Source organism: Schumannella soli, assembly GCF_006517435.1.
Lineage (GTDB): Bacteria > Actinomycetota > Actinomycetes > Actinomycetales > Microbacteriaceae > Schumannella > Schumannella soli.
The window spans coordinates 1,090,733-1,114,868 of sequence record NZ_VHQG01000001.1; the positions used below are offsets into that span (position 1 = coordinate 1,090,733).

Here is a 24,136-nt window from a genome sequence, read left to right on the forward strand (position 1 = left end):
ACGGATCGGAAGGAGCCCGAGATGGGCGACAACAGCCAGCAGTTCTCCCGCGCGAAGGGCGTCATCCCCGGGGGCGTGAACTCGCCGGTGCGGGCGTTCCGCTCGGTCGGCGGCACGCCGCGCTTCCTCGTCGGCGCGCGCGGGCCGTTCGTGACGGATGTCGAAGGTCGCGAGTACGTCGACCTCGTCTGCTCCTGGGGTCCCGCGCTGCTCGGGCACGCGCATCCGAGCGTCGTGAAGGCCGTGCAGGATGCGGCCGCCCGCGGCCTCTCGTTCGGCGCTTCGACCCCGGCCGAGACCGAGCTGGCCGAGCTCGTTCGCGAGCGCACCACGATCGACGGCACCCGGCTGTTCGACCGCATCCGCATGGTCTCGACCGGCACCGAGGCGACCATGACCGCGATCCGTCTCGCCCGCGGCGCGACCGGACGCGACGTCATCATCAAGTTCGCCGGGCACTACCACGGCCACTCCGACGGACTGCTGGCGGATGCCGGCTCGGGCGTCGCGACGCTCGGCCTGCCCGGCTCGGCCGGCGTGCCCGCCGAGGTCGCCGGGCTCACGCTCGTGCTGCCCTACAACGACCTCGACGCGGTGCGCGCGGCGTTCCTGGCGCATCCGGGCCGCATCGCCGGTGTCATCACCGAGGCCGCCGGCGCGAACGCCGGAGTGCTCGCCCCCGAGCGCGGTTTCAACCGCGCGCTCGCCGCTCTCGCCCGCGAGAACGGCGCGCTCATTATCGTCGATGAGGTGCTCACCGGGTTCCGCGTCGGCCCGGCCGGCTGGTGGGGCCTCGAGGCCGCGCGCGTCGTTCCCGACGGCGCCGGCTGGACGCCCGACCTCGTCACCTTCGGCAAGGTCATCGGCGGCGGCATGCCGCTCGCCGCGGTCGCCGGCCGCGCCGAGGTCATGGACCTGCTCGCGCCGCTGGGCCCGGTCTACCAGGCCGGCACGCTGAGCGGGAACCCGGTCGCCGTCGCCGCGGGCATCGCGACCCTGCGCGCCGCCGACGCCGCCGTCTACGAGCGGGTGGATGCGGCCGCCGACACGGTCGCCTCGGCCCTCACCGCCGAGCTCTCGTCGGCCGGTGTCGAGCATGTGCTCTCGCGCGCCGGCAGCCTGTTCTCGGTCGCGTTCCGCCCGGATGCCGTGCGCGACTACGACGACGCCCGCGCGCAGGAGGGCTGGCGCTACGGTCCGTTCTTCTCGTCGATGCTCGAGCAGGGCGTCAACCTGCCGCCGAGCGTGTTCGAGGCCTGGTTCCTCTCGGCCGCGCACGACGACGCGGCGCTCGACCGCATCCTCACCGCGCTTCCGGCCGCCGCCCGTGCGGCCGCCGCGGCGACCGCGCCGGAGGCCTGAGGATCCCGCCCGGCTGACTCGGCAGCGAGACGGCTGTCGTCAATTGACGATCTCGACCCCGTTCCAGCCGTAGCTGGAGAGCACGCGCGGCACGAGCGCGCCCTGCGCGTTGGTCGCGTAGAACCAGAGCTGGCCGGCGCTGTCGAGGGCGAGGATGTCGGGGCGGCCGTCTTCGTTCAGGTCACCGGGGGCGATCAGCTTCGTGTAGCCGCCCCAGCCCTGGTTGTAGAGGGTGCGCTTCGTCCACGCTCCGGTCGAGTCGGCCGTGTACATCCACAGGTTGCCGCTGTAGTCGCGGCCCAGCAGCTCGGCGCGGCCGTCTCGGTTCCAGTCGCCGACCGAGACGATCTCGGCGAGGGTGTTCCAGCCCGAGCCCGCCCAGATGCGGTTGCCGACGATGCCGCCCTTGCCGTCGCCGCGGTAGAACCACAGGTTGCCGTTGTGATCGCGGGCGACCAGATCGGCGTTGCCGTCGCCATCCACGTCACCGGGGCTGAGGATCGAGTTCATGCCGTCCCAGCCGACGCCGAGACTGCTCACCGAGCCGAACCCGCCCTTGCCGTCGCCGCGGTACAGGCGCAGCTGGCCGGATCCGTCGCGGGCCGCGATGTCGGTCGTGTGGTCGCCGTTGAAGTCGCTGATCATGAAGATGCCGCTCACGGTGTTCCACCCGGCGTTGATCGCGAGACCCGGCAGAACCGAGCCGGCGCCGTTGCCGCGATAGAGCAGCAGCGTGCCCGCCGAGTTGCGGGCGAGCAGGTCGGCGATCCCGTCGCCGTTGAAGTCGGAGCGGTCGGATCCGGTGGCCTCGGCCTTCGCGCGGCCGGCATCCGCCAGGTGGTTCTTGTACGCGACACCCGACGGGGCCTTCGGGGTGAACGTGTTCGTGTCCGTGATCAGCGCGTAAGCGGCGCTCTCGGCCGAGTCGTCAGACGAGACCGACCACCAGGCCCACGGGGCGTAGCCGATGCCCGCGCCGTCAGCCCAGTCGAGGAAGGCGTCGAGGAACTTCGAGCCGCCGTCGCTCTGACCGAACTCGGTGGCGATCACGGGAACGGTCGCCGCGACCGGTGTGATCTCGCTGTTCCAGCAGCTGACGGTGCTGCAGCGCTGGCCGGGGTAGTTGTGCCACGACGCGATCAGCTGGTCGTCGTTGGGGCGGTTCGCGAGCCAGCCGCGCAGGTCGTTGGAGTAGTCGAGACCGCCGAGCAGGATGGGCTGCGCCGCGCCGGCCGCCCGCACGGTCGACACGAGCGAGGCCATGCCGGTGACCGGGTACGTGGAACCCGACAGGCCGGCGCTGGTGTCGGCCTCGACCGGAGCCTGGCATCCGCCGTTCTTCCAGCAGTCCCAGCCGAGCTGGAACGAATCGCGCGAGTACGGCTCGTTGAACAGATCGAACGTCACCGCGCCGTTGCCGCGGTAGGCCGACGCCACCTGCGACCAGAACGTGGACGACTGCGCGTCGGGCATGGCGCGCTGGCCGTCGGCGACGGTGCCGGCGGGACCGCTCCAGTGCAGATCGAGGATCGCGACCAGACCGGCCGCGTTCAGCGTGCTCACGAAGCTCGCGATGGCGCTGCGGTACCCCGACGAGCTGCCGTACTTCGGCTGGCCGTCGACGCCGAGCCAGCAATCCTGGTTGAGCGGGATGCGCACGGCGGTGATGCCCCAGCTCGTCATCGCCTTCGCGGCGGCCGCGGACGCGCCGGCGGAGGAGTATCCCCAGCCCTGCTGGCAGGCGTACTCGAAGCTGGGCCAGTTGACGGCCTTCGCCGACCACGATGCGCCGGTGCGCGAATCCTGCAGCGTGTTGCCGACGACGACCGGGGTGGGCGGGCCGCTCAGGGAGCGACCGGCGTACTTGCCGAAGTTCTGCGTGTAGTAGATCGTGCCGTCGGAGGTCTGCGCGAAGCCGATGCCGATGTCGGTGTAGTCGCCCACCATGTTCTTGTAGTGGCCGGGCGAGTTCTTCCACGCCGTGGTCACCTCGGTGTAGCGGTAGCCGTAGGCGACATTCTCGGCAGCGCGGCTCCATCCCGAGGGGATCTGCTGCGCGTAGTTCGGGTTGTGCGACATGGTCTTCGCGTCGGCCTGCTTCTGCGACCAGTTCGCGGCGACCGTGTCGATGGCCGTGTTGTGGATGAGCGGCGCGAGCCCGACGCCGCGGCGGATGTCGTTCGTCTCGCGCAGGATCGTCTGGATGATCTGCGTCTTCGACGCCGGAAGAGTCGCGGCCGTCGACGGCGGAGCGGTCAGCAGGCCGGCGACGACGGCGAGAGCGGAGGCGACGGCGACGACGCCGATCCTGCTCCACATCCGGGAAGTCGGTCGCGCCGTACGGCGACCGCCCGCTTCGACTCGTCGAGGAGAACGCGACGCGTTCCCCGAAAGTGCGATGGCGTCGACGTTCACGCGAAATCCCCCCGGATGACGCGCGCCACTTCCGTGCCTCGCGGATCCCCCCGACCCGCTCTGCGTCGTTGTCGACAGTATCGAGCGGCCGTCGACGCGGTCGTCCCCCCGTTCGGGGTATTCGGAGCTTGCGTGCGTGTCGCGCGTTGACACCTGCGGATTCCGGCGTATAAGCGCCCTTGCTCGACGGATCTGTGCGTCAGGGAATGATCGCGATCAGCGCGAGCGCGAGGGCGATCAGCGGCGCGACCCCCTGGATCGCCGCCGATCTGGCCAGCTTCGGGTTCGAGGTGATCAGCACGACCGCCGCGAGCACCATGCTCGCGAGCGCGGCGATCAGCACGCCGAAGCCCGCCTGCGCGGCCGAGCTCGACATGATCAGCACCAGGCCGACGCCGACGCCGATCGCGAGGAACAGGTTGTAGAAGCCTTGATTGAACGCCATCGGCTTGACCGTGTCGGCTTCCGCCTGGCTGCCGAGGCCGAACAGCCGCCACGTCTTCTCGCCCGACCAGGCGACGCTCTCGAGGAAGAAGATGTAGACGTGGATGAGCGCCGCGATCCCCGCGAACGCCGCGCTGGCGACGAGCAGGCCGGTCACGCGTCCGCTCCGCTCTCGGTTGCGGACGTCGTCGGGGATGCGGTGGTGGCGTTCACGGCGACCACCGTACGCCCGCGCGTGCCCCCGGCGAGGATGCGCCCGCCCGCATCCACGACCTCGTCGAGCGTGATCTCGGTCGTCAGCCCGTCGATCAGCGCCGGATCGAGGTCGCGCGCGAGGCGATCCCAGACCCGGGCGCGCTCGGCGGCGCCCGCCTCGACCGAGTTGATGCCGAGCAGGCCGACGCCGCGCAGGATGAAGGGGTGCACGCTCGTCTGCAGCTCGGCGCTCTGCACGAGGCCGTAGGCGGCCACGGCGCCGCCGTGCCGGGTCTGCGCGAGCAGGTTGTGCAGTGTCGCTCCGCCCACGCCGTCGACCGCACCGGCCCAGCGCTCCTTCTGCAGCGGCTTGCCCGCCTCGGCGAGCTCGGACCGGTCGACGAAGTCCGTGGCGCCGAGCTCGCGCAGCCAGTCGTGCGCATCCGGACTGCCGGTGACGGCGACGACCTCGCGGCCGGCGGCGGCCAGCAGCGCGACCGCGATCGAGCCGGCGCCTCCGCTCGCCCCGGTCACGGCGACGGGTCCGTCGGGGATTCCGCGATCCTCGAGCGCGAGCACCGCCTGCGCCGCGGTGAAACCGGCGGTGCCGATCGCGGCCGCGCGGCGGGCGGCCTGCGGTGCGAACGCCGCCGGGATCGGCACGGCGAGCGAGCCGTCGATGAGGGCGCGTTCCGCGTACCCACCGTTGCGGGTCTCGCCGAGACCAGCCCCCGTCAGCACGACCTCCGTGCCGGGAGCGAGGCGCGCATCCGCCGACTCGAGCACCCGGCCGACGACGTCGATCCCGGGCACGAGAGGCGACACGCGCACGACGCCGGGGTTGCCGGCGAGCGCGAGACCGTCTTTGAAGTTGAGGCTCGAGAAGAGCACTTCGACGAGGGTGTCGCCCTCGCCCAGCTCGTCGTCGCTCAGCTCGACGAATCGGGGTCCGGCGGGGTCGCCGACGTCCTCGCCGCTACGGCCGGCCTTGGTCACCTGGATCGCGCGCACCATGCGCCCGACCCTACGCGCGCCGGCGCCGCTCAGCCGAAGAGGACGGCGGCCTCGTCGTAGCGCGACTGCGGCACCGTCTTGAGACGGCCGAGCGCATCCTCGAAGGGCACGTGCACGATCTGGGTGCCGCGCAGCGCCACCATGCGGCCCCAGCGCTGCTCGAGCACCGCATCCACCGCCGCCATGCCGTAGCGGGTCGCGAGCACGCGGTCGTACGCCGAGGGCGTCCCTCCGCGCTGGATGTGGCCCAGCGTCGTCGAGCGGGTCTCGATGCCGGTACGGGCCTCTATCTCGGGGGCGAGGATGTCGCCGATGCCGCCCAGGCGCGGGCGGCCGAAGGCGTCGAGTCCGCGCTCGGAGTGCGCGTCATCCATGCTGTCGAGCTTGAAGCCCTCGGCGACGACGATCAGCGGCGCGCGGCCGCGGTCGGCGGCGGCGCGCACCCACTCGGTGATCTCGTCCATGCTCGTCTTGCGCTCGGGGATGAGGATCGCGTGCGCGCCCGCGGCCATGCCCGAGTGCAGGGCGATCCAGCCGACGTGACGGCCCATGACCTCGGCGACCATGCAGCGCCCGTGCGAGTCGCCGGTCGTGCGCAGACGGTCCATCGCCTCGGTCGCGATCTGCACGGCGGTGTCGAAGCCGAAGGTGTAGTCGGTGGCGCTGAGGTCGTTGTCGACCGTCTTGGGCACACCCACGATGTTGATGCCGGCATCCGTCAGCCGCTTCGCCGCGGCCAGGGTGCCCTCGCCGCCGATCGCGATGAGCGAGTCGATGCCCTGGTCGGCCATCATCGCGGCGATGTTCTCGGGGCCGCCGTCGCCCTCGAAGGGGTTCGTGCGCGAGGTGCCGATGATGGTGCCTCCCTGCTTCGAGATGCCCATCACCTGGGGGCGGCCGAGGGGGACGGTGTCGCCGTCGACGACGCCCTTCCAGCCGTTCTTGAAGCCGACGAACTCGAGGTCGTGCTGGGTGATCCCCTTGAGGACAGCGCCGCGGATGACCGCGTTGAGGCCGGGGCAGTCGCCGCCGCTGGTCAGGATGCCGATGCTCACGGGTACATCCTGCCGTCTCGTGCACGTTCGTGCGATTCCGGGGGCGGGTGGTTGCGGGCGGCGCGGGCCGGCAGGGTCGCGGCCGGCGTCGGCGGGCGGGGTTAGGGTCGCCGCGTGAGCGAGTGGATGGGGCGGGTCGCGTGAGCGCCGTCGAGGTGCCGGGTGCGCCCACACCCACGCCCGCATCCGCGGTTCCGCTCTCGACGCGGTACGCCCCGCCGCATCCGATCGATCTGCGGCGCACGCTCGGCACGATCGCCCAGTTCGGCAGCGACCCTGCGTCGCGGCGGGAAGGCGAGGCGCACTGGCTCGTGTTCCGCGCGCCCGCGGAGCGAGCCACGGCTCCGATGGCCGACGCCGGCGCCCCCGCGACCCTCCGCCTGCGGGTGGATGCCGCCGCCGCGACCGTGCACGCCGACGCCTGGGGTCCCGGCGCCGCGTGGGCGATCGAGCGGGTTCCGTCGCTGCTGGGCGCGGATGACGACCTCGACGGCTTCGACGCCGAGCGGCATCCGCTGATCGCCGAGCTGCACCGACGTGCACCGGGGCTGCGACTCGCGCGCACCGGTCAGATCATGGCGGCGCTGCTGCCCGCGGTCTTCTTCCAGAAGGTGACCGGGCAGGAGGCGTCGCGCTCGTGGCGCACGCTCGTCGCCCGGCACGGCGAGGCCGCTCCGGGTCCGGCGCCGCGCGGCATGCACGTGCTGCCGACCGTCGCGGCGTGGCGTCGCATCCCGTCGTGGGAGTGGCATCGCGCCGGCGTCACCCCGCAGCGTCGCGACACGATCCAGCGGGCGCTCGCTGTCGCGGCCGGGCTCGAGCGCGGCGGCGACCAGCCCGTCGCCGAGGCGCAGCGCCGGCTGCGCACGGTTGCGGGCATCGGCGTGTGGACGACCGCCGAGACGGTGCAGCGCAGTCACGGCGCCCCCGACGCGGTGAGCTTCGGCGACTTCCACACCTGCAAGAACGTCGGCTGGGCGCTCACCGGCGCGCGCGTCGACGACGACGGGATGCGCGAACTGCTCGAGCCGTGGCGCGGCCACCGGCAGCGCGTCGTGCGTCTCATCGAGGGATCCGGCATCGGCTACGAGCGCCGCGGACCGCGCCTCACGATCCCCGACCACCGCGCCCGCTGAACGAGGGCCGATCCCGATCGGGGCGCGACGGCCGGCGGCGGCCGCGTCGCGGTCAGACGTGCAGCGCCGCGAGCACCTCGGGCGCTTCGAGCCAGCCCTCGCGATCGAGGAAGTGGCCGCCGCCGGGCACCACGATCGACTCCACGCCGAGGCGCGCGGCGATGCGCTCGCTGTAGGGCGGCGGCACGATCGCGTCGTCGTCGGAGTGGATGCTGCGGATCGCTCCGGCGACCTCGCGGATGCGGGCGATGTCGGCATCCGTCGGCGCCTCGGCGAGGTAGTCGTCGAGCTCGGGGATCGTGTGGAGCTGCTCGCCGAAGCCCGCGACGAGCAGGATGCCGCCGAGGCGCGCATCGCCGGGCAGGCTCGCAGCCCAGCGCAGGGCGGTGATCGAGCCGAGGCTGTGGCCGATGACCCAGGTGCCCTCGTCGACGGCGCCGATCGTGTCGGCGACCGCCGCTTCCCACGCGGCGCGCACCGGGTTCTGCGAGTCGGGCAGCGCGACCACGTCGACGCGGCCGCCGAGCTGCGCCGCCCGCTCCGCGAGCCAGGGGAACCAGTGGGCGCCGGGGTGCGCCTGGTAGCCGTGGACGATGACGATGCGCTCGGGGAAGGTCACCCCTCGACGCTAGCGACGCCCGCCACCCGCGTGCCCGCACCGCGTCGCCGCGCGTCATCTCCCTGTTCCGTGCCTCCGCGCGCTCCGCGCCTGCCCTCGCGTCTGGCCGCTCCCGCGCACCAGGCCGCGCGCATCCACCTCGCCCTTGTCGCGGATCGACAACGGGATCGCCGATCCGTCGTGGAGGGGATACCGTCGCCGGGTGAATCTGTGGTTCCGGCTGCTGCGTCTGCGGCTCACGATGAAGCGTCGCTCCCGACTGACCGCGTTCGATGTGGGGCGCATCCGGATGCGCGTCTGGCCGCGCGACCTCGACCAGCTCGGGCACATGAACAACGGCGTCTACCTGACGATCATGGATCTCGGCCGCTACGACCTGAACCTGCGCTCGGGCCTGTGGCCGGCGCTCATGAAGGCCGGCATCTACCCGGTCGTCGGCGCGCAGACCATCACCTACCGCCGCTCGCTCAAGCCGTGGCAGCTGTTCGATCTCGAGACGAAGCTGATCGGCTTCGACGACCGCAGCGTCTACTGCGAGCAGCGCTTCGTCGTGGATGGCGAGATCTGCGCGCAGGCGGTCGTGCGGGCGCGCTTCCTCAAGCGCACCGGCGGCACGGTCAGCATGGATGAGCTGGGCGCGGCTCTCGGCGAGGACGTGCACAGCCTGCCCGCCCCCGAGTGGGCGATCCGCTGGGCGGCCGACACGGCGCTGCCGTCGAACCGCCGCCCCGCACCGAGCGTCTGGGCCTGACCCGCCGACGAGAGGATGCTCGCCGGCGAGTAACCCGGCGTCACAGGGAATGCCTGATCACCCGCCGGTGGTTACCCTCCGGAGGTCGGCGCACAGCACGAAGCCGGCCGTCACACCACACCGCGCTCGCCCCGGCCGTCCGGGTTCAGGGTCCGAGCGCATCCACGATCTCCGGAGTTCCCCATGCGCACCCGCATCCGCGTCCGCCACCTGCTCGTCGCCGCCACGGCGACCGCCGCCCTGCTGCTCGCGGGCTGCTCGACCGCCGGATCCGGCTCGGGCGGCGACAGCGCCGGCGCCTCCGCCTCGCCGAAGGCGGGCCGCTCGCTCGAGCAGGTGCAGAAGGCCGGCGAGCTGGTCATCGCCACCGAGGGCACCTACCGTCCCTTCAGCTACCACGAGAGCGGATCGGGCCCGCTGACCGGCTACGACGTCGAGGTCGCCACGGCGGTCGCGAAGAAGCTCGGCGTGAAGGCGAAGTTCCAGGAGACCCAGTTCGACGCGATCTTCGCCGGACTGGGTGCGGGCCGCTTCGACGTGATCGCGAACCAGATCTCGGTCAACGCCGAGCGCGAGAAGAAGTACGACTTCAGCACGCCCTACTCGGTGTCGCCCGGCGCGGTCATCGTGCGCAGCGACAGCGACATCACCGGCCTCGCCGACCTCAAGGGCAAGACGACCGCGCAGTCGCTGACGAGCAACTGGTACCAGGTCGCCCAGGATGCCGGCGCGAACGTCGAGCAGGTCGAGGGCTGGGCCCAGGCGCTCGAGCTGCTCAAGCAGAGCCGCGTCGACGCGACCGTCAACGACAAGCTGACCTTCCTCGACGCGAAGAAGAACGGCGAGACGGATGGGCTGAAGATCGCCGCCGACACCGACGACGTCTCGAAGAGCGCGATCACGCTGCGCAAGGGCAGCGACACCCTGACCGCCGCGATCGACAAGGCGCTGGCCGAGCTGGCCGCCGACGGCACGCTCGCGAAGCTCGGCGAGAAGTACTTCGGGCAGGACATCAGCAAGTAAGGCCCCGCGAGGCCCGGCTTCTCCGAGAGGATGAGCCGGGCCTCGTTAGTCTGACCACACCGCCGACCGAGGCGGCCCGTCGTCGAGACCTCGACCGCCGCGCCCTGCCCCCGGCACCGGCCCGGCACGACTCATCCGAACCGACGCCGCGAACCGAAGGGAGCATCCATGGACTGGAACCTGGTCATCAGCTCCCTCGGCCCGCTCTGGGGCGGCGCGCTGCTCGGCACGATCCCGCTCTCGCTCGCGTCGTTCGCGCTGGGACTCGTGCTCGCGCTGCTGCTCGCCCTCGCGCGCATGTCGAGCATCGTGCCCCTCGCGGCCCTCGCCCGGCTGATCATCTCGATCGTGCGCGGCACCCCGATGCTCGTGCAGCTGTTCGTGATCTTCTACGGCCTGCCGTCGATCGGCGTCGTGCTGCCGCCGTGGCCGAGCGCGATCATCGCCCTGTCGATCAACGTGGGCGGCTACGCGGCCGAGGTGATCCGGGCCGCGATCCTGTCGGTTCCGGCCGGGCAGTGGGAGGCCGGGTACACGGTCGGGATGTCGCGGGTCACGACCCTGCGCCGGGTGATCCTGCCGCAGGCGGCGCGCGTGTCGGTGCCGCCGCTGTCGAACACCTTCATCAGCCTCGTGAAGGACACCTCGCTCGCGGCGACGATCCTGGTGACGGAGCTGTTCCGCGAGGCGCAGCGCATCGCCGCGTTCAGCAACGAGTTCATGCTGATCTACATCGAGGCCGCCGCGATCTACTGGATCATCTGCCTCGTGCTGTCGACCGCGCAGGGCCGCATCGAGAAGAGGCTGGATCGCTATGTCGCCCACGCCTGAGTCCGCCTCCGCTCCGCTGCTGCGCACGACCGGCCTGCGCAAGTCGTTCGGGTCGCTCGAGGTGCTCAAGGGCATCGACCTGGCCGTGCCGCGCGGCCGCGTGCTCGTGCTGATCGGGCCGTCCGGCTCGGGCAAGACGACCGTGCTGCGCTCGCTGAACGCGCTCGAGGTGCCGGATGCCGGTGTGATCGAGTTGGAGGGTGAGGCTCTCGACTTCGCGGCCCCGGCATCCAAGAAGGAGCGCCAGCGGCAGCGCGAGACCCTGCGCGACGCGTCGGGGATGGTGTTCCAGCACTACAACCTGTTCCCGCACCGCACGGTGCTGCAGAACGTGACCGAGGGTCCGATCGTCGTGCAGGGGCGCCCGCGCGCGGAGGCCGAGGCGGAGGCGACCTCGCTGCTCGAGCGCGTCGGACTCGGCGACAAGCGCGACGTCTACCCCTTCCAGCTCTCGGGCGGTCAGCAGCAGCGCGTCGGCATCGTGCGCGCGCTCGCGCTCAAGCCGAAGCTGCTGCTCTTCGACGAGCCGACCAGCGCGCTCGACCCCGAGATCGTGGGCGACGTGCTGACGATCATGAAGCAGCTCGCCGAGGAGGGCTGGACCATGGTCGTCGTCACGCACGAGCTCGGCTTCGCCCGCGAGGTGGCGGATGAGGTGCTGTTCCTCGACGGAGGCGTGATCGTCGAGCGCGGCGCGCCCCAGCAGCTGCTGCGCGACCCGCGGCAGCCCCGCACCCGCGCCTTCCTCGACCGGCTGCTGCGCCCGCTCGACTGACCCGCCGCATCCCCCCCGCCTGGCCGCGAGCCGAGCATCCGCCGCTCCGCGACGCCGGCGCCGGGGGATGCGCGGGCCCGCGGGATACCCTCGAATCCATGTCGAGTCCCGCCCCCCAGGGAGTCGCCCCCGATCCGGCGAACCAGGCTCTGCCGACCGCCGACGAGGTCGTCGCCCTCGTGCAGCGCTGGCTCGATGCCAGCCGTGACGCTGCCGCCGATCCGAAGAACGACAAGCACGCGGCCCGCCTCGCCGGGCTGCTGAAGGATCCGGACGGGCTCGGCTTCACGCTCGGCTTCGTCGACCGGGTCGTGCGTCCCGAGGATCTGCGCGTCGCCGGCCGCGAGCTCGAGACGCTCTCGCGCGACATCCCCGCGTTCCTGCCCTGGTATCAGCGCGCCGCCGTGAGCGTGGGCGGCGCCTTCGCCCCGCTGCTGCCGTGGCCGATCATCCCGATCGCGCGCCGGGTGCTGCGCGGCATGGTCGGGCACCTCGTGATCGACGCGACGCCGAAATCGCTCGACAAGGTCATCCACGAGCTACGCGCCGACGGCACCCGCCTCAACATCAACCTGCTCGGCGAGGCCGTGCTGGGCGAGAAGGAGGCGGATGCGCGCCTCACCGGCACGATCGACCTGCTCGGCCGCGACGACGTCGACTACGTCTCGGTCAAGGTCTCGGCCGTCGCCAGCCAGCTCTCGATGTGGGGTTTCGACGAGACCGTCGACCGCGTCGTCCACCGCCTCACTCCGCTCTACGGCGCCGCGCTGCGCAGTTCGACGAAGAAGTTCATCAACCTCGACATGGAGGAGTACCGCGATCTCGACCTGACGATCGCCGTGTTCACACGGCTGCTCGAGCAGCCCGGCATGCAGGGCTTCGAGGCGGGCATCGTGCTGCAGGCGTACCTGCCCGACTCGCTCGCCGCGCTGCAGCAGCTGAGCGCCTGGGCGCGGGCCCGCGTCGCGGCCGGCGGGGCGCCGATCAAGGTGCGCATCGTCAAGGGCGCGAACCTGGCGATGGAGCAGGTGGATGCGCGCATCCACGGCTGGCAGCAGGCCACCTGGGGCTCGAAGCAGCACACCGACACCCACTACAAGCGGATGCTCGCCTGGGCTCTCACGCCCGAGCGCACCGCCGCCGTGCGCATCGGCGTCGCCGGCCACAACCTCTTCGACGTCGCCTTCGCGCACCTGCTGGCGGAGCGCCGCGGGGTGAGCGACCGCGTCGACTTCGAGATGCTGCTCGGCATGGCGACCGCGCAGGCGCAGGCCGTGCGCCAGGACGTCGGCGACCTGCTGCTCTACACGCCCGTCGTCGATCCGAGCCAGTTCGACTCGGCGATCAGCTATCTCGTGCGCCGCCTCGAGGAGAACGCCTCGCCCGAGAACTTCATGGCCTCGGTGTTCGAGCTCGACAGCTCGGCCGAGGCCTTCGGGCGGGAGGAGACCCGCTTCCGCACCTCGCTCGCGGCGCTGCATCCGACGCTGGATGCCGTGCCCGGCCCGAGCCGGACGCAGGACCGGGCGCACCCCGTCATCCCGTCGACGCCCGAGGCGTTCCGCAACGAGGCCGACACCGACCCGGCGCTCGCCGCGAACCGCGACTGGGGCCGCTCGGTGCTCGCCCGCGCCCGCGACTCCCGGCTCGGCGTCGACACGATCGAGGCTGCCCGCCTGACCGGGTCGCAGCAGCTCGAGGAGATGCTCGTCGCCGCCCGATCGGCCGGCCACCGCTGGGGCGCGACCCCGGCATCCACCCGCGCCGACGCCCTCGAGCGCATCGGCGAGGTGCTCGTCGCGATGCGCGGCCGCCTGATCGAGGTCATGGCGAGCGAGACCGGCAAGACGATCGCCGAGGCGGATGTCGAGGTCAGCGAGGCGGTCGATTTCGCCCGCTGGTACGCGGCCCGGGCTCGCGAGCTCGGCGCGGTCGACGGAGCCCGGCACGTGCCTGACGTGGTGACGCTCGCGGCGCCGCCGTGGAACTTCCCGCTCGCGATCCCGACCGGCTCGGTGCTCGCGCCGCTCGCCGCCGGCAGCGCGGTCGTGCTGAAGCCCGCTCCGCAGGCCCGCCGCACGGGGGCCGTGCTCGCCGAGGCGATCTGGGAGGCGGGCATCCCGCGCGACCTGGTGAGCCTCGTCGACCTGGATGAGGAGCGCTTCGGCCGCTCGCTCGTGACCGCCCCCGAGATCGACCGCGTCATCCTCACCGGCTCGATCGAGACCGCGGCGCTGTTCCGCTCGTGGCGGCCCAACCTGCCGATCGTCGCCGAGACGAGCGGCAAGAACGCGATCGTCGTCACTCCCTCGGCTGACCTCGACCTCGCGGTCGGCGACCTCGTGAAGAGCGCCTTCGGGCACGCCGGGCAGAAGTGCTCGGCGGCGTCGCTCGGCATCCTCGTCGGCTCGGTCGCGACCTCGCCGCGGTTCCTGCGCCAGCTCGAGGATGCGGTGCGCAGCCTCGTCGTCGGCCCCGCCACCGACCCGTCGACGACGGTCGGCCCGGTCATCGAGCCGGTGTCGGGCAAGCTCGAGCGCGCGCTCACGACGCTCGCGCCGGGGGAGTCGTGGCTGGTCGAGCCGAAGCAGCTGGATGACGAGGGCCGCCTCTGGTCGCCCGGCGTGCGCACCGGCGTGAAGCCCGGCAGCGAGTTCCACCTCACCGAGTACTTCGGGCCCGTGCTCGGGCTCATGGCCGCGTCGTCGCTCGACGAGGCGATCGCCTGGCAGAACGCGACCGACTACGGGCTGACGGCGGGCATCCACTCGCTCGAACCGGCCGAGGTGGATGCCTGGCTCGAGGGCGTGCAGGCCGGAAACCTCTACGTGAACCGCGGCATCACCGGCGCGATCGTGCGGCGTCAGCCCTTCGGCGGCTGGAAGCGCTCGCGCGTCGGCACCGGGGCGAAGGCCGGCGGGCCGAACATGCTGCTGGGGCTGGGGTCGTGGGTGCCGGCGGACCGTGATGGAGCCGCGGCGAGCACGGGTGGTGCCGCAGGGTCGGGCGCGGCGGCTCGCGCGGACGGTGCCGACAGCGAAGGAATGGATGCGACGAGTCGCGCGGCGAGCGGCGGTGCGGCCGGGGCGGATGGCGCGTCGGGTGCGACGCCCGGCTCGCGTGAGCCGGGTGCGCTGACTCTGATCGTCAACAGCCGGCTGACGCGGGGGAGCGCGGGCGGCGGCGTCGTGCCGGCCGCGGATTCCGCGTATGCGGCCTCAGACGCTCGATCCGGCGTCGGCGTCGGTGCCGGCGCGGCTGATGGCGAGCGTGCTGGTGCTGGTGCTGGTGCTGGTGCTGGTGCTGGTGCTGGTGCCGGTGCTGGTGCCGGCGCGGGTGCGCTCGGCGAAGGCGACGTGCCGACGCCCGCCCGCGGCGAGAGCCTCGCGACGCCGATCGGCGGTCCGACCGCCGTGCGCCGCAACCGCATCGACGACTCGCTGTCGCTCGACGGACTCGACGAGCGCGTCCGCGCCGCGATCGAGGGCGCCCAGTCGGGTCTCGACTACGACGGCTTCGCGCTCGTGCGGCGCGCGGCGCTGAGCGATCAGGCCGCATGGGACGCCGAGTTCGGCGGTGCCCGCGATTCGGCCCGTCTCGGCGTCGAGCGCAATGTGCTGCGCTACCGCCCGACGCCCGTCGTCATCCGCCTCGCCGAGGGTGGCTCGCTCGCCGAGGCGGTGCGCGTGATCGTCGCCGGCGTGCGTGCGCGCTCGCGTCTCACGATCAGCTCGGCGGTGCCCCTGCCGAGCGGACTGCGTCCGCTCATCACGGGCGAGGCGCCGCTGCTGCGCGTCGACCAGGTGATCGCCGAGACGGATGCCGCGTTCGCGAGTCGCCTCGCCGCGCAGGTCGAGCAAGTGCGGGGGATGCGCATCCGCCTCGTCGCCGGGACCGACGGCGCCGCCGCGCTCGACGCCGCCGCGCGTGCTGGTGCCGGTTCTGGTGTCGGCAGCCCGGCCCGTCCCGCTGCGCCGAGTCCCGCATCCCGCACCGCGGTCGCGAACGCGCTCGGCACGGCGCTCGGCGGCTCGCCCGATGTGGCGATCTGGTCGGGTGCGGTGACGACCGCCGGACGCATCGAGCTGCTGCCCTTCCTGCTCGAGCAGGCCGTCTCGATCACGGCCCACCGCTTCGGCAACCCCGCTCCGAGCATGGCCGCCCTGCAGCTCTGATTCGCGGCGTCGTCCGGTCGAGCTCGCGACCCACGAGCCGCCGCTCGCGACTCGCACCGGCGACCCGCAGAACCCGGGTGATCGGTCGCCGGGTGGCGGGTCGCCCTGGTGGAGGCTTGGTCGATGCGCGGGTTCGGCTACGCGAGTCGAGCCGCGGATGCGGTCAGACGGTGCCAAGTGCGGCGCGGGCCAGTTCGAGGGCGCGCGCCGGGTCGCCGCCGAGGGCGCGCACCCGGTCGGCGAAGCCGCGGGCTGCCTGCTCGATCTCGCGGTCGGCGCTGTCGGGCGACCAGGCGACGACGGTGCCGTTGCGTCCGCGGGTCTCGATCACGCCTGAGGCCTCGAGTTCGCGGTAGCAGCGGGCGACGGTGTTCGGGGCGATACCGAGATCTTCGGCCAGTCGCCGAACGGTGGGCAGTCGGGCCCCGGCGGTCAGCTCGCCCGACGTGATCTGCGCCATGAGCTGCACCCGCAGCTGCTCGAAGGGCGGAACGGCCGATCGCGGGTCGATACCCAACATCACCGTCCTCCTTCGCTGCGCTCGCCCGAATCGGTCACGGGAGCGCCTGAGCCTAGCGCCGCCGCGCCAGGCTCGGAGTCGATCCCGCTCGCGGGCGCGAGCCCCTCATCCACTCGCGCCTGGGCGAGCGTCGTCGCCGTCGCGAGCGCCGCGTTCTGCGCCGCGACCTCGGGCCAGAGGCGTCGCAGGAAGTGCGTCTGCGGGTTGCCGCGACCCCAGACGAGAGTGAGCACGAGCACGCCGACCGCGGCGATCAGCACCACGACGATCAGTCCGATCGCGCCGCCGATCCAGCCGGGTGCGCCGCCGAGCTCGACCATCCGCGGCACGACGAAGGCGCAGCCGAGCAGGGAGTAGTAGCCGAGCAGGCCGGGAGCGGAGGCGAGCTGGGTGAGCTGGGTGGACCGCAGCGCGTCGTTCCAGGCGAGCTCGGCGGGCGAGCCGGAGGGCTGGCGTGCGGCGACGATGCGGCGGCCGAAGACCTCGAAGACGATGAGCGCGATGACGCCGATCGCGCCGGTACCGATCAGCGGCAGCGCCGCGGGCAGCGTCGCGGGGGCTGCGACAGCGACGGCGGCGAGGAGCGCGGCGAGCACGCCGCTGCCGATCGTCCCGATGCGCAGCAGCACGAGCTGGGCGCGCGGGATGTAATCGTCGAGCCCCACGGCGGTGGAGCGCGCGAAACGCACCTCGTCTCCGGTGTCGTCGCGCAGGGTGATCGCGGAGGCCGCGATGAAGACGCCGACCACCACGAGAGCGGCGCCCGCGCCGGGCCAGATGTTGACGGCGCTGCCGCTCGCGTTGCCGAAGCCTCGACTCGCCCAGAGGTCGTCGCCGGTCGCGCGGGCGATCGCGTAGCCGATCGGAGCGGACACGATCGCGGCGAGCAGCATCCCGATCGCGTTGGCCCGGGTGAAGCGGGCGATGCGCGACTCGATCACGCCCTGCAGCTGGGGCGGGATCGCGAGGCCGAGGCGGCGGGCGAGCGCGTCGGCCCGGCGGGCTCGCCCGGTCGCGGTGGCGATGCGCAGGAGGAGGACGACGCCGGCGACGGCGAGGGCGATCGAGAAGGCGAGGATCCAGAACATCGGAGGCTCCGTGGTGACATCGACGGCGGATGGATGGGGATGCGGATCGAGCGGGAGAGGCGGGATCCGGACCGACGCGAGAGCGTTTGTCTCGCGTCTGTATCAACGTACTGCTACAAAAGTCCAACGACAAGGCTTTGTGGCGATACAACCGATTCCGTCGTCTCGTCACCCTTTCGCGCACGGATTGATCGCTCCGCGAGTGATTCTCGGCGAGAACCGTGCGCAATCGCCCCCCGAAGGGGGTCGTGTCCTCCATAAGGAGGACATTGCATACTTGTGCATGGAAGCCGAGGTGGCCCGAGCACCGCGGAGATCCTTCCGATCACGTCGAGCGACTCGCGGGGTGCACGTCCCAGCATCCCGCGAGCTCCGTGACCGGCCGCGCCCCTGGCGCGCGCCCGGCTCGACGAGCTGCGCTGAGAAGCCAGGGTGACCCCGACACCCCGGCCCGGCAGCTCGCTCGGGCGCCCGCGCACGCGTTCCCGCGCATCCCGCCCCGCGGAGACCCGCCGCCCCGGCGGTCAGGCGGGGGAGTGCGACTCGAGGAAGCGGTAGACCTCGGTCGTGTCGACGCCCGTGAAGGTGCCGGTCGGCATCGCCGCGAGCAGCGAGCTGTTGAGCCGCGCGCTCGGCCAGGCTTTCGACTCCCACCGCGAGGTGAGCTCCGCCGGCGGCTGGCGGCAGCACGACGGGTCGGGGCATCCGCTCGTCTTGCGCACGCTCGTGTCGCGCCCGCGGAACCACTTCACGTGCGCGAAGGGCGTGCCGACGCTCACCGAGAACGCCCCGGCCGAGCCCGACTGGATGCTCGAGGTGCACCAGTACGTGCCGTTCGGCTTGTCGGTGTACTGGTGGTACGGGCTGAAGCGGTCCTCGACGTCGAACACCTGCCGTGCGCTCCAGAAGCGGCAGACGTACTGTCCTTCGACCGCGCCGAGCGCATCCGTCGGGAAGGCGGCGCCGTCGTTCTCGTAGGCCTTCGAGATCGCACCCGAGGAGTGCACCTTGAGGAAGTGCACGGGGATGCCGAGGTGCCGCGTCGCGAGGTTCGTGAAGCGGTGCGCAGCCGTCTCGTAGCTGGTGGCGAAGGCATCCCGTAGATCCTCGACCGAGAGGGAGCGCGCCTCCTTCGCCGCGGTCAGCAGCGGCACGGCGCTCGCCTCGGGGATGAGCAGCGCGCCCGCCAGGTAGTTCGTCTCGACTCGCTGCCGCAGCAGCTCGGCGTAGTCGCGCGGCTCGGGCTTGCCGAGCACGTGCGCGGCGAGCGCCTGCAGCAGGGTCGTGCGCGGGTCGGCGCTCTGCCGGGTGCCGAGGTAGATGCGGTGGTTCTCGAGATCGGTGACGCTGCGGGTGGATGCGGGCAGATCGCTCACATGGTGCAGCGTGAAGCCGAGGTGGGCGGCCAGCTCGCCGGCCGTGCGCTGCGACAGCGGCCCGCCGGCGTGCCCGACGGCCGCGAGCAGCTCGGCGGCGCGCGCCTCCAGCTCGGGGAAGTGGTTGCCGAGCCTGCGCTGCTCGGCCCGCAGCTCGCCGTTGGCCCGCCGCGCCTCCTCGGGGGTGGCGGCGCGCTGCTCGTGCACGCGCTGCAGCTCGTCGTGGAGGCCGAGGATCGTCTCGATCGCGGCATCGCTGAGCGACTTGCGGATCGGCAGCGCGGCGAGCCCGAGCGAGCCGAACAGCGGTCCGCGCTGCGCCCGCTCGAGCGCGATCTCGAGGGCCGCGCGACGGGTCGGCGGCTCGGGACTGAGCAGCTCGTCGAGTGAGGCGCCGAGCGCGCGGGCCAGCCGCTGCAGCTCGGCGAGCCGCAGCTCGCGCTTGCCGTTCTCGATGACCGAGAGCTGCGAGGGGGCGCGGTCGATCGCGGTCGCGAGCTGCTCCAGCGTCATCCCGCGCGCGAGGCGGGTGTCGCGGATGCGGCGGCCGATCGTCAGCGAATCGAGCATGTCGTCATCGTGCGTCGATGAACTCGTCGTCGAGGTCATGCCGCGACCCTGCCACCGGCGGCTTCTTCTCGCAATCAGAAATCGCATCCTTTTTCTGCCGGTGGATGCGGCGAAGACCGGTTGCGCGGGTCGCAGAGTCGAGGTCAGCAGCACACCAGACCACCCCGGCGCCGACGCCGGGCAGCAAGGAGAAGCGACCATGAGCAGCACCGGCGACACCAGCATCCGCCCCGGCGACCAGACCCAGACCGCGGCCGAGCTCGAGACGCAGTGGAAGACGGATGCGCGCTGGAGCGGCATCCAGCGCGACTACTCCGCCGAAGACGTCATCGAGCTGCGCGGCCCGGTGCGCGAGCAGCGCACGCTCGCCCAGCGCGGCGCCGAGAAGCTGTGGGAGCAGATCCAGGCCAACGGCGCCGACCCGGAGGAGTGGACCTACGCCCTCGGCGCCCTGACCGGCAACCAGGCCGTGCAGCAGGTGCGCGCCGGGCTCAAGGCCATCTACCTCTCCGGCTGGCAGGTCGCCGCCGACGCCAACCTCAGCGGCCAGACCTACCCCGACCAGAGCCTCTACCCGGCGAACTCGGTTCCCGCGGTCGTGCGCCGGATCAACAACGCGCTGCTGCGGGCCGCGCAGGTCGAGCAGGGCGGAACCGGTCCGGATGCGACGCGCGACTGGATGGCGCCGATCGTCGCCGACGCCGAGGCCGGCTTCGGCGGCCCGCTCAACGCCTACGAGCTCATGCACCAGATGATCGAGGCCGGCGCCGCCGGCGTGCACTGGGAGGACCAGCTCGCCAGCGAGAAGAAGTGCGGGCACATGGGCGGCAAGGTGCTCGTGCCGACCAGCCAGCACATCCGCACCCTCAACGCGGCCCGCCTCGCGGCCGATGTCGCCGGCACCCCGACGATCGTGATCGCCCGCACCGACTCGCTCGCCGCGACGCTGCTGACCAGCGACCACGACGAGCGCGACCGTCCGTTCCTCACCGGAACCCGCACCGCCGAGGGCTTCTACGAGGTCGAGAACGGCATCGGACCGGTGCTCGCCCGCGGCCACGCCTACGCGCCCTACGCCGACCTGCTCTGGGTCGAGTCGGCCGAGCCCGACCTCGAGCTCGCGCGCACCTTCGCCGAGAGCATCCACGCCGAGTTCCCGGGCAAGAAGCTCGCGTACAACTGCTCGCCCAGCTTCAACTGGAAGCGCCACCTCGACGACGACACCATCGCGAAGTTCCAGCGCGAGCTGTCGGCGATGGGCTACGCCTTCCAGTTCATCACCCTGGCCGGCTTCCACTCCCTCAACCACGGGATGTTCGAGCTCGCCTCCGGCTACCGCGACCGCCAGATGAGCGCGTACGTGGAGCTGCAGGAGGCCGAGTTCGAAGCCGAGGCTCGCGGGTACACCGCGACCAAGCACCAGCGGGAGGTGGGCACCGGCTACTTCGACCGCGTGTCGACCGCCCTCAACCCCGACTCGGCCACCCTCGCCCTCGTCGGCTCCACCGAGACCGCGCAGTTCCACTGAGCCGCCGACACCGGCCGCGCATCCATCACGTCAAGGAGACGATCATGACCACCTCGCGCATGGAGGTGCTCGGGCCGCAGCACGAGCGCTTCGACGAGATCCTGACCCCGGAGGCCCTGGCCTTCCTGACCCTGCTGCACGACGCCTTCGCCGGCCGCCGCCACGAGCGCCTGGCCGAGCGGATGCGCACCCGCAGCGACATCGACAACGGCCGCGACCTGCGCTTCCTCGAGTCGACCCGGGCGATCCGGGAGGACCCGACCTGGCGCGTCGCCGGAGCCGGCCCGCGCCTGCACGACCGCCGCGTCGAGATCACCGGGCCCACCGACCGCAAGATGACCATCAACGCGCTCAACTCGGGCGCGAAGGTCTGGCTCGCCGACCAGGAGGACGCCACGAGCCCCACCTGGTTCAACGTGGTCAACGGCCAGCTGAGCCTGCGCGACGCGATCCGCCGCCAGATCGACTTCACCTCGGCCGAGGGCAAGAACTACGCGCTGCGCCCCGACGAGGAGACGCCGACGATCGTGATGCGTCCGCGCGGCTGGCACCTGGCCGAGAAGCACCTCCGCTACATCGACCGCACCGGGCAGGCCTCGCCGGCATCCGGCTCGCTCGTCGACTTCGGGCTGTACTTCTTCCACAACGCCGCCGAGCTGATCGCCCGGGGTCGCGGGCCCTACTTCTACCTCGCGAAGACCGAGAACCACCTCGAGGCGCGGCTGTGGGATGACGTGTTCACTCTCGCCGAGGGCGAGCTCGGCATCGAGCACGGCACGATCCGCGCGACCGTGCTGATCGAGACGATCACGGCGGCGTTCGAGATGGAGGAGATCCTCTACGAGCTGCGCGACCACTGCGCCGGGCTCAACGCCGGCCGCTGGGACTACATCTTCTCGATCATCAAGAACTTCCGCGGCCGCGGGGCGACGTTCACGCTGCCCGACCGCTCGAAGGTCACGATGACGGTGCCGTTCATGCGCGCCTACACCGAGCTGCTCGTCGCGACCTGCCACCGGCGCGGGGCGCACGCGATCGGCGGCATGAGCGCCTTCATCCCCAACCGACGGGACGCCGAGGCGACGACACGTGCGCTCGACGCGGTCGCGGCCGACAAGCGCCGCGAGGCCGGCGACGGCTTCGACGGCACCTGGGTCGCGCATCCCGACCTCGTGGCGACGGCGCAGGCCGAGTTCGATGCGGTGCTGGGCGAGCGCCCGAACCAGCTCGACCGGCAGCGCCCCGACGTGCGGGTGACCGCCGCCGATCTGACCGATGTGCGCTCGCTCGACGCGGCCGTGACCGACGCCGGCGTCGCCGCGAACGTGTCGATCGCGCTGCGTTACCTCGAGTCGTGGCTGCGCGGCGTCGGCGCCGCGGCGATCGACGGCCTCATGGAAGACGCGGCCACGGCCGAGATCAGCCGCTCGCAGCTGTGGCAGTGGATCCGCCAGGGCATCGTGACCGCGGAGGGCACCCGGGTGACGCGGGAGCACGTGAGCGGGCTGCTGGATGCGGCGCTCGCGGAGCACCAGGCCGCGGCATCGGCGGCGGGCGGCTCGGGCAGCTCGACGGACGGCTCGCGCTGGGCCGAGGCCGCGCAGGTCGTGCGCGAGGTCACGCTGAGCGACGACTTCCCGACGTTCCTGACGATCCCCGCCTACACGCAGTTCCTCATCGAGCCGGAGGCGCGCGGGCCGCGTTCCTCCGACTCGGCCGCGGTGCAGCGCGCGGCGTCGGCCGAGGAGCTCGTCGGAGCGGAGGCGGCGGCGTGATGCGCGTGCTGCTGCTCGGAGCCCCGGGCTCGGGCAAGGGCACCCAGGGGGCGCGCCTCGCGCGCCTCCTCGGCGCTCCGCACGTCGCGCTCGGCGATCTGCTGCGGGTGGAGGCGTCGACGGGAACCGGGATGGGCGCCCACCTCGCCCAGATCATGGGCCGCGGCGAGCTGGTGCCCGACGAGCTGATCACTCCGCTCGTCACGGGCGCCCTGCGCGCCTCGCTCGGCGGCTTCGTGCTCGACGGCTACCCGCGCACGATCGCGCAGGCGCGCATCCTCGACGAGTTCCTCGAACGACGGGCGGCGAGCGTGGACGCGGTGCTGCGGTTCCGCATCCCCGAGGCCCAGCTGGTCGACCGGCTGCTCAGCCGCGGTCGCGCCGACGACGCACCCGACACGGTGCGCGCTCGGCTGGCCGTCTGGTCCGCTCACGAGGCGGAGCTGGTGGAGCATTACCGCGGATCCATCGTCGAGCTGGATGCGTCGGGCAGCCCCGACGAGGTCTTCGATCGCGCCGCCGACGCGCTGCGCGAGCACGCGACGATCGCGGCCTGACGTCCGGCGCGGCAGCCCGCTCCGGCGCGCGTGTCATCCTGAACCGCGGCCGTCGACCCGCATCCGGAGAGCCCCCGGAGGGTCGGCGGCCGCGTTCGCGTGCGGTGATGGTCGCGCCGCGGCGCCGCCGCGCCGGCGCGCTGCGCTGTGTCGCGGCGGGTCAGCCGAGCTGACCGAGCTGGCCGAGCGCGAGCAGTCCGGCGCCGAGCATGAGCGCGCCGAGCGAGATCGCGACGACGGCGCGCAGACCGCGGTGGCGGCTCCACGGGGCGATCCCGATGGCGCCGGCGCCGATCGCGCTGGCGACGACCATCGCGACGGCGGGCACGTCGAGCAGGCTCGGCGCGGCGCCGGTCGTGCAGCCGAGCGCATCCGGGGCGCAGCCCGGGTCGAAGGCGTGGATGTAGGCGAAGCACCAGACGAGCGCCGCGACGAGGATCGACCACACCAGGTGGCCGTAGCGCACGGGCGGCACGGGCGGCGCCGGCGGCAGCACCACGATGTCGACGGCGGGGGCGGAGGCGCGCTGCGCGCCCTGCGCCACGGCCGCGCCGATCTCGGCGCCCGCGAGGAAGGCCAGATCGGCCTCGGTCAGCGCGCCGTCGAAGGCGGCTGTGTCGTGCGCGACGTCATCCCGAACGGCGTCGTGGTGCTCGACGAGGGCGCCCGAATCGCTCTCGGCGGTGCTGCGGATGGTGCTGGCGGTGCTGGTCGTGCGGTGCGCGGCGTGGTTCCCCCGAACCCCGGTCGTGCTGGCCTTGCTGCGGTCGTCTGGGCGGTTGGTGACGTCCATGGTCGAGTCCCCTATCTCTCGGCCCCTCCGGGATAACCCTCACCCGGATGTACGTACAACGTGAATCCCCAGCCCTGGGGAGGACTTCGCGGTCTGTCGGCGGATGTCCCCCTCGCACTCGGGCGCATCCGGAC

Annotated in this window: 19 protein-coding genes; 10 read left to right on the forward strand and 9 right to left on the reverse strand. The window is 72.4% G+C overall.

Annotation, left to right across the window (positions count from 1 at the left end; all coding sequences use genetic code 11):
- The first annotated feature begins 21 nt into the window (after positions 1 to 21).
- A complete protein-coding gene (hemL, locus tag FJ657_RS04870; RefSeq protein ID WP_141162497.1) occupies positions 22 to 1,362 on the forward strand; it encodes a glutamate-1-semialdehyde 2,1-aminomutase in 1,341 nt (446 codons plus the stop codon).
- 39 nt (positions 1,363 to 1,401) lie between these two features.
- On the opposite strand, the gene FJ657_RS04875 is transcribed toward hemL, so the two are convergent.
- The 4 genes from FJ657_RS04875 to FJ657_RS04890 all read right to left on the reverse strand — a co-directional run bounded on the left by FJ657_RS04875 (position 1,402) and on the right by FJ657_RS04890 (position 6,485).
- The gene (locus FJ657_RS04875) at positions 1,402 to 3,681 is read right to left on the reverse strand and encodes an FG-GAP-like repeat-containing protein (RefSeq protein WP_141162498.1); all 2,280 of its coding nucleotides are present in this window, start codon (positions 3,679 to 3,681) and stop codon (positions 1,402 to 1,404) included.
- A 295-nt stretch (positions 3,682 to 3,976) separates the two neighbouring features.
- Positions 3,977 to 4,378, reverse strand: coding sequence for a DUF1304 domain-containing protein (locus FJ657_RS04880; RefSeq protein ID WP_141162499.1), 402 nt, complete (start codon positions 4,376 to 4,378; stop codon positions 3,977 to 3,979).
- Positions 4,375 to 5,430, reverse strand: coding sequence for an acrylyl-CoA reductase family protein (locus tag FJ657_RS04885; RefSeq protein ID WP_141162500.1), 1,056 nt, complete (start codon positions 5,428 to 5,430; stop codon positions 4,375 to 4,377). The genes FJ657_RS04880 and FJ657_RS04885 overlap by 4 nt, the downstream gene beginning before the upstream one ends.
- A 29-nt stretch (positions 5,431 to 5,459) precedes the next feature.
- On the reverse strand, positions 5,460 to 6,485 hold the full coding sequence (locus FJ657_RS04890; protein ID WP_141162501.1) for a 6-phosphofructokinase: 1,026 nt from the start codon (positions 6,483 to 6,485) through the stop codon (positions 5,460 to 5,462).
- 140 nt (positions 6,486 to 6,625) lie between these two features.
- Here FJ657_RS04890 and FJ657_RS04895 point away from each other — a divergent pair, with 140 nt between their 5' ends.
- On the forward strand, positions 6,626 to 7,621 hold the full coding sequence (locus tag FJ657_RS04895) for a DNA-3-methyladenine glycosylase family protein (protein WP_255447142.1): 996 nt from the start codon (positions 6,626 to 6,628) through the stop codon (positions 7,619 to 7,621).
- 52 nt (positions 7,622 to 7,673) lie between these two features.
- Here the strand turns inward: FJ657_RS04895 and FJ657_RS04900 are convergent, their stop codons facing one another.
- Complete coding sequence (locus FJ657_RS04900; RefSeq protein ID WP_141162502.1) at positions 7,674 to 8,240, reverse strand: RBBP9/YdeN family alpha/beta hydrolase; 567 nt, start codon at positions 8,238 to 8,240, stop codon at positions 7,674 to 7,676.
- Positions 8,241 to 8,442: 202 nt separating this feature from the next.
- Between FJ657_RS04900 and FJ657_RS04905 the strand changes: the two genes are divergently transcribed.
- The 5 genes from FJ657_RS04905 (at position 8,443) to FJ657_RS04925 (ending at position 15,795) form a co-directional block, all read left to right on the forward strand.
- Positions 8,443 to 8,991, forward strand: coding sequence for an acyl-CoA thioesterase (locus FJ657_RS04905; RefSeq protein WP_255447143.1), 549 nt, complete (start codon positions 8,443 to 8,445; stop codon positions 8,989 to 8,991).
- Positions 8,992 to 9,174: 183 nt separating this feature from the next.
- Positions 9,175 to 10,014, forward strand: coding sequence for an amino acid ABC transporter substrate-binding protein (locus FJ657_RS04910; protein WP_141162503.1), 840 nt, complete (start codon positions 9,175 to 9,177; stop codon positions 10,012 to 10,014).
- A gap of 168 nt (positions 10,015 to 10,182) precedes the next feature.
- Positions 10,183 to 10,845: an amino acid ABC transporter permease gene (locus tag FJ657_RS04915; protein WP_141162504.1), complete on the forward strand. Its 663-nt coding sequence runs from the start codon at positions 10,183 to 10,185 to the stop codon at positions 10,843 to 10,845.
- The gene (locus FJ657_RS04920; RefSeq protein WP_141162505.1) at positions 10,829 to 11,620 is read left to right on the forward strand and encodes an amino acid ABC transporter ATP-binding protein; all 792 of its coding nucleotides are present in this window, start codon (positions 10,829 to 10,831) and stop codon (positions 11,618 to 11,620) included. Before FJ657_RS04915 ends, FJ657_RS04920 begins: the two co-directional genes overlap by 17 nt.
- 98 nt (positions 11,621 to 11,718) lie before the next feature.
- A complete protein-coding gene (locus tag FJ657_RS04925; RefSeq protein WP_255447144.1) occupies positions 11,719 to 15,795 on the forward strand; it encodes a bifunctional proline dehydrogenase/L-glutamate gamma-semialdehyde dehydrogenase in 4,077 nt (1,358 codons plus the stop codon).
- 163 nt (positions 15,796 to 15,958) lie between these two features.
- On the opposite strand, the gene FJ657_RS04930 is transcribed toward FJ657_RS04925, so the two are convergent.
- From FJ657_RS04930 to FJ657_RS04940, 3 genes are all read right to left on the reverse strand, one after another.
- Positions 15,959 to 16,315 carry a GntR family transcriptional regulator gene (locus FJ657_RS04930; protein WP_141162506.1) on the reverse strand — a complete coding sequence of 119 codons (357 nt, stop codon included), beginning with the start codon at positions 16,313 to 16,315 and terminating at the stop codon, positions 15,959 to 15,961.
- The gene (locus FJ657_RS04935; RefSeq protein WP_141162507.1) at positions 16,315 to 17,403 is read right to left on the reverse strand and encodes a hypothetical protein; all 1,089 of its coding nucleotides are present in this window, start codon (positions 17,401 to 17,403) and stop codon (positions 16,315 to 16,317) included. The genes FJ657_RS04930 and FJ657_RS04935 overlap by 1 nt, the downstream gene beginning before the upstream one ends.
- Before the next feature lie 524 nt (positions 17,404 to 17,927).
- A complete protein-coding gene (locus tag FJ657_RS04940; RefSeq protein WP_141162508.1) occupies positions 17,928 to 19,388 on the reverse strand; it encodes a helix-turn-helix domain-containing protein in 1,461 nt (486 codons plus the stop codon).
- 160 nt (positions 19,389 to 19,548) lie between these two features.
- Between FJ657_RS04940 and aceA the strand changes: the two genes are divergently transcribed.
- Genes aceA through FJ657_RS04955 form a run of 3 tightly spaced genes read left to right on the forward strand, consistent with a single transcriptional unit; the run spans position 19,549 to position 23,209 of the window.
- Positions 19,549 to 20,877, forward strand: coding sequence for an isocitrate lyase (gene aceA, locus FJ657_RS04945; RefSeq protein WP_141162509.1), 1,329 nt, complete (start codon positions 19,549 to 19,551; stop codon positions 20,875 to 20,877).
- Positions 20,878 to 20,921: 44 nt separating this feature from the next.
- A complete protein-coding gene (aceB, locus tag FJ657_RS04950) occupies positions 20,922 to 22,652 on the forward strand; it encodes a malate synthase A (protein WP_219995862.1) in 1,731 nt (576 codons plus the stop codon).
- The gene (locus FJ657_RS04955; RefSeq protein WP_255447178.1) at positions 22,652 to 23,209 is read left to right on the forward strand and encodes an adenylate kinase family protein; all 558 of its coding nucleotides are present in this window, start codon (positions 22,652 to 22,654) and stop codon (positions 23,207 to 23,209) included. The genes aceB and FJ657_RS04955 overlap by 1 nt, the downstream gene beginning before the upstream one ends.
- Before the next feature lie 160 nt (positions 23,210 to 23,369).
- Here the strand turns inward: FJ657_RS04955 and FJ657_RS04960 are convergent, their stop codons facing one another.
- Positions 23,370 to 24,002: a hypothetical protein gene (locus FJ657_RS04960; protein WP_141162511.1), complete on the reverse strand. Its 633-nt coding sequence runs from the start codon at positions 24,000 to 24,002 to the stop codon at positions 23,370 to 23,372.
- Positions 24,003 to 24,136: the final 134 nt, after the last annotated feature.

Bases quoted from the DNA above. Each gene is read 5' to 3' on its own strand.
- FJ657_RS04940 (WP_141162508.1), bottom strand. From the start codon at position 19,388: ATGACCTCGACGACGAGTTCATCGACGCACGATGACGACATGCTCGAT.
- FJ657_RS04955 (WP_255447178.1), top strand. From the start codon at position 22,652: ATGCGCGTGCTGCTGCTCGGAGCCCCGGGCTCGGGCAAGGGCACCCAG.
- hemL (WP_141162497.1), top strand. From the start codon at position 22: ATGGGCGACAACAGCCAGCAGTTCTCCCGCGCGAAGGGCGTCATCCCC.
- FJ657_RS04875 (WP_141162498.1), bottom strand. From the start codon at position 3,681: ATGTGGAGCAGGATCGGCGTCGTCGCCGTCGCCTCCGCTCTCGCCGTC.
- FJ657_RS04910 (WP_141162503.1), top strand. From the start codon at position 9,175: ATGCGCACCCGCATCCGCGTCCGCCACCTGCTCGTCGCCGCCACGGCG.
- aceB (WP_219995862.1), top strand. From the start codon at position 20,922: ATGACCACCTCGCGCATGGAGGTGCTCGGGCCGCAGCACGAGCGCTTC.
- FJ657_RS04960 (WP_141162511.1), bottom strand. From the start codon at position 24,002: ATGGACGTCACCAACCGCCCAGACGACCGCAGCAAGGCCAGCACGACC.
- aceA (WP_141162509.1), top strand. From the start codon at position 19,549: ATGAGCAGCACCGGCGACACCAGCATCCGCCCCGGCGACCAGACCCAG.
- FJ657_RS04930 (WP_141162506.1), bottom strand. From the start codon at position 16,315: ATGTTGGGTATCGACCCGCGATCGGCCGTTCCGCCCTTCGAGCAGCTG.
- FJ657_RS04915 (WP_141162504.1), top strand. From the start codon at position 10,183: ATGGACTGGAACCTGGTCATCAGCTCCCTCGGCCCGCTCTGGGGCGGC.
- FJ657_RS04920 (WP_141162505.1), top strand. From the start codon at position 10,829: ATGTCGCCCACGCCTGAGTCCGCCTCCGCTCCGCTGCTGCGCACGACC.
- FJ657_RS04925 (WP_255447144.1), top strand. From the start codon at position 11,719: ATGTCGAGTCCCGCCCCCCAGGGAGTCGCCCCCGATCCGGCGAACCAG.
- FJ657_RS04885 (WP_141162500.1), bottom strand. From the start codon at position 5,430: ATGGTGCGCGCGATCCAGGTGACCAAGGCCGGCCGTAGCGGCGAGGAC.
- FJ657_RS04935 (WP_141162507.1), bottom strand. From the start codon at position 17,403: ATGTTCTGGATCCTCGCCTTCTCGATCGCCCTCGCCGTCGCCGGCGTC.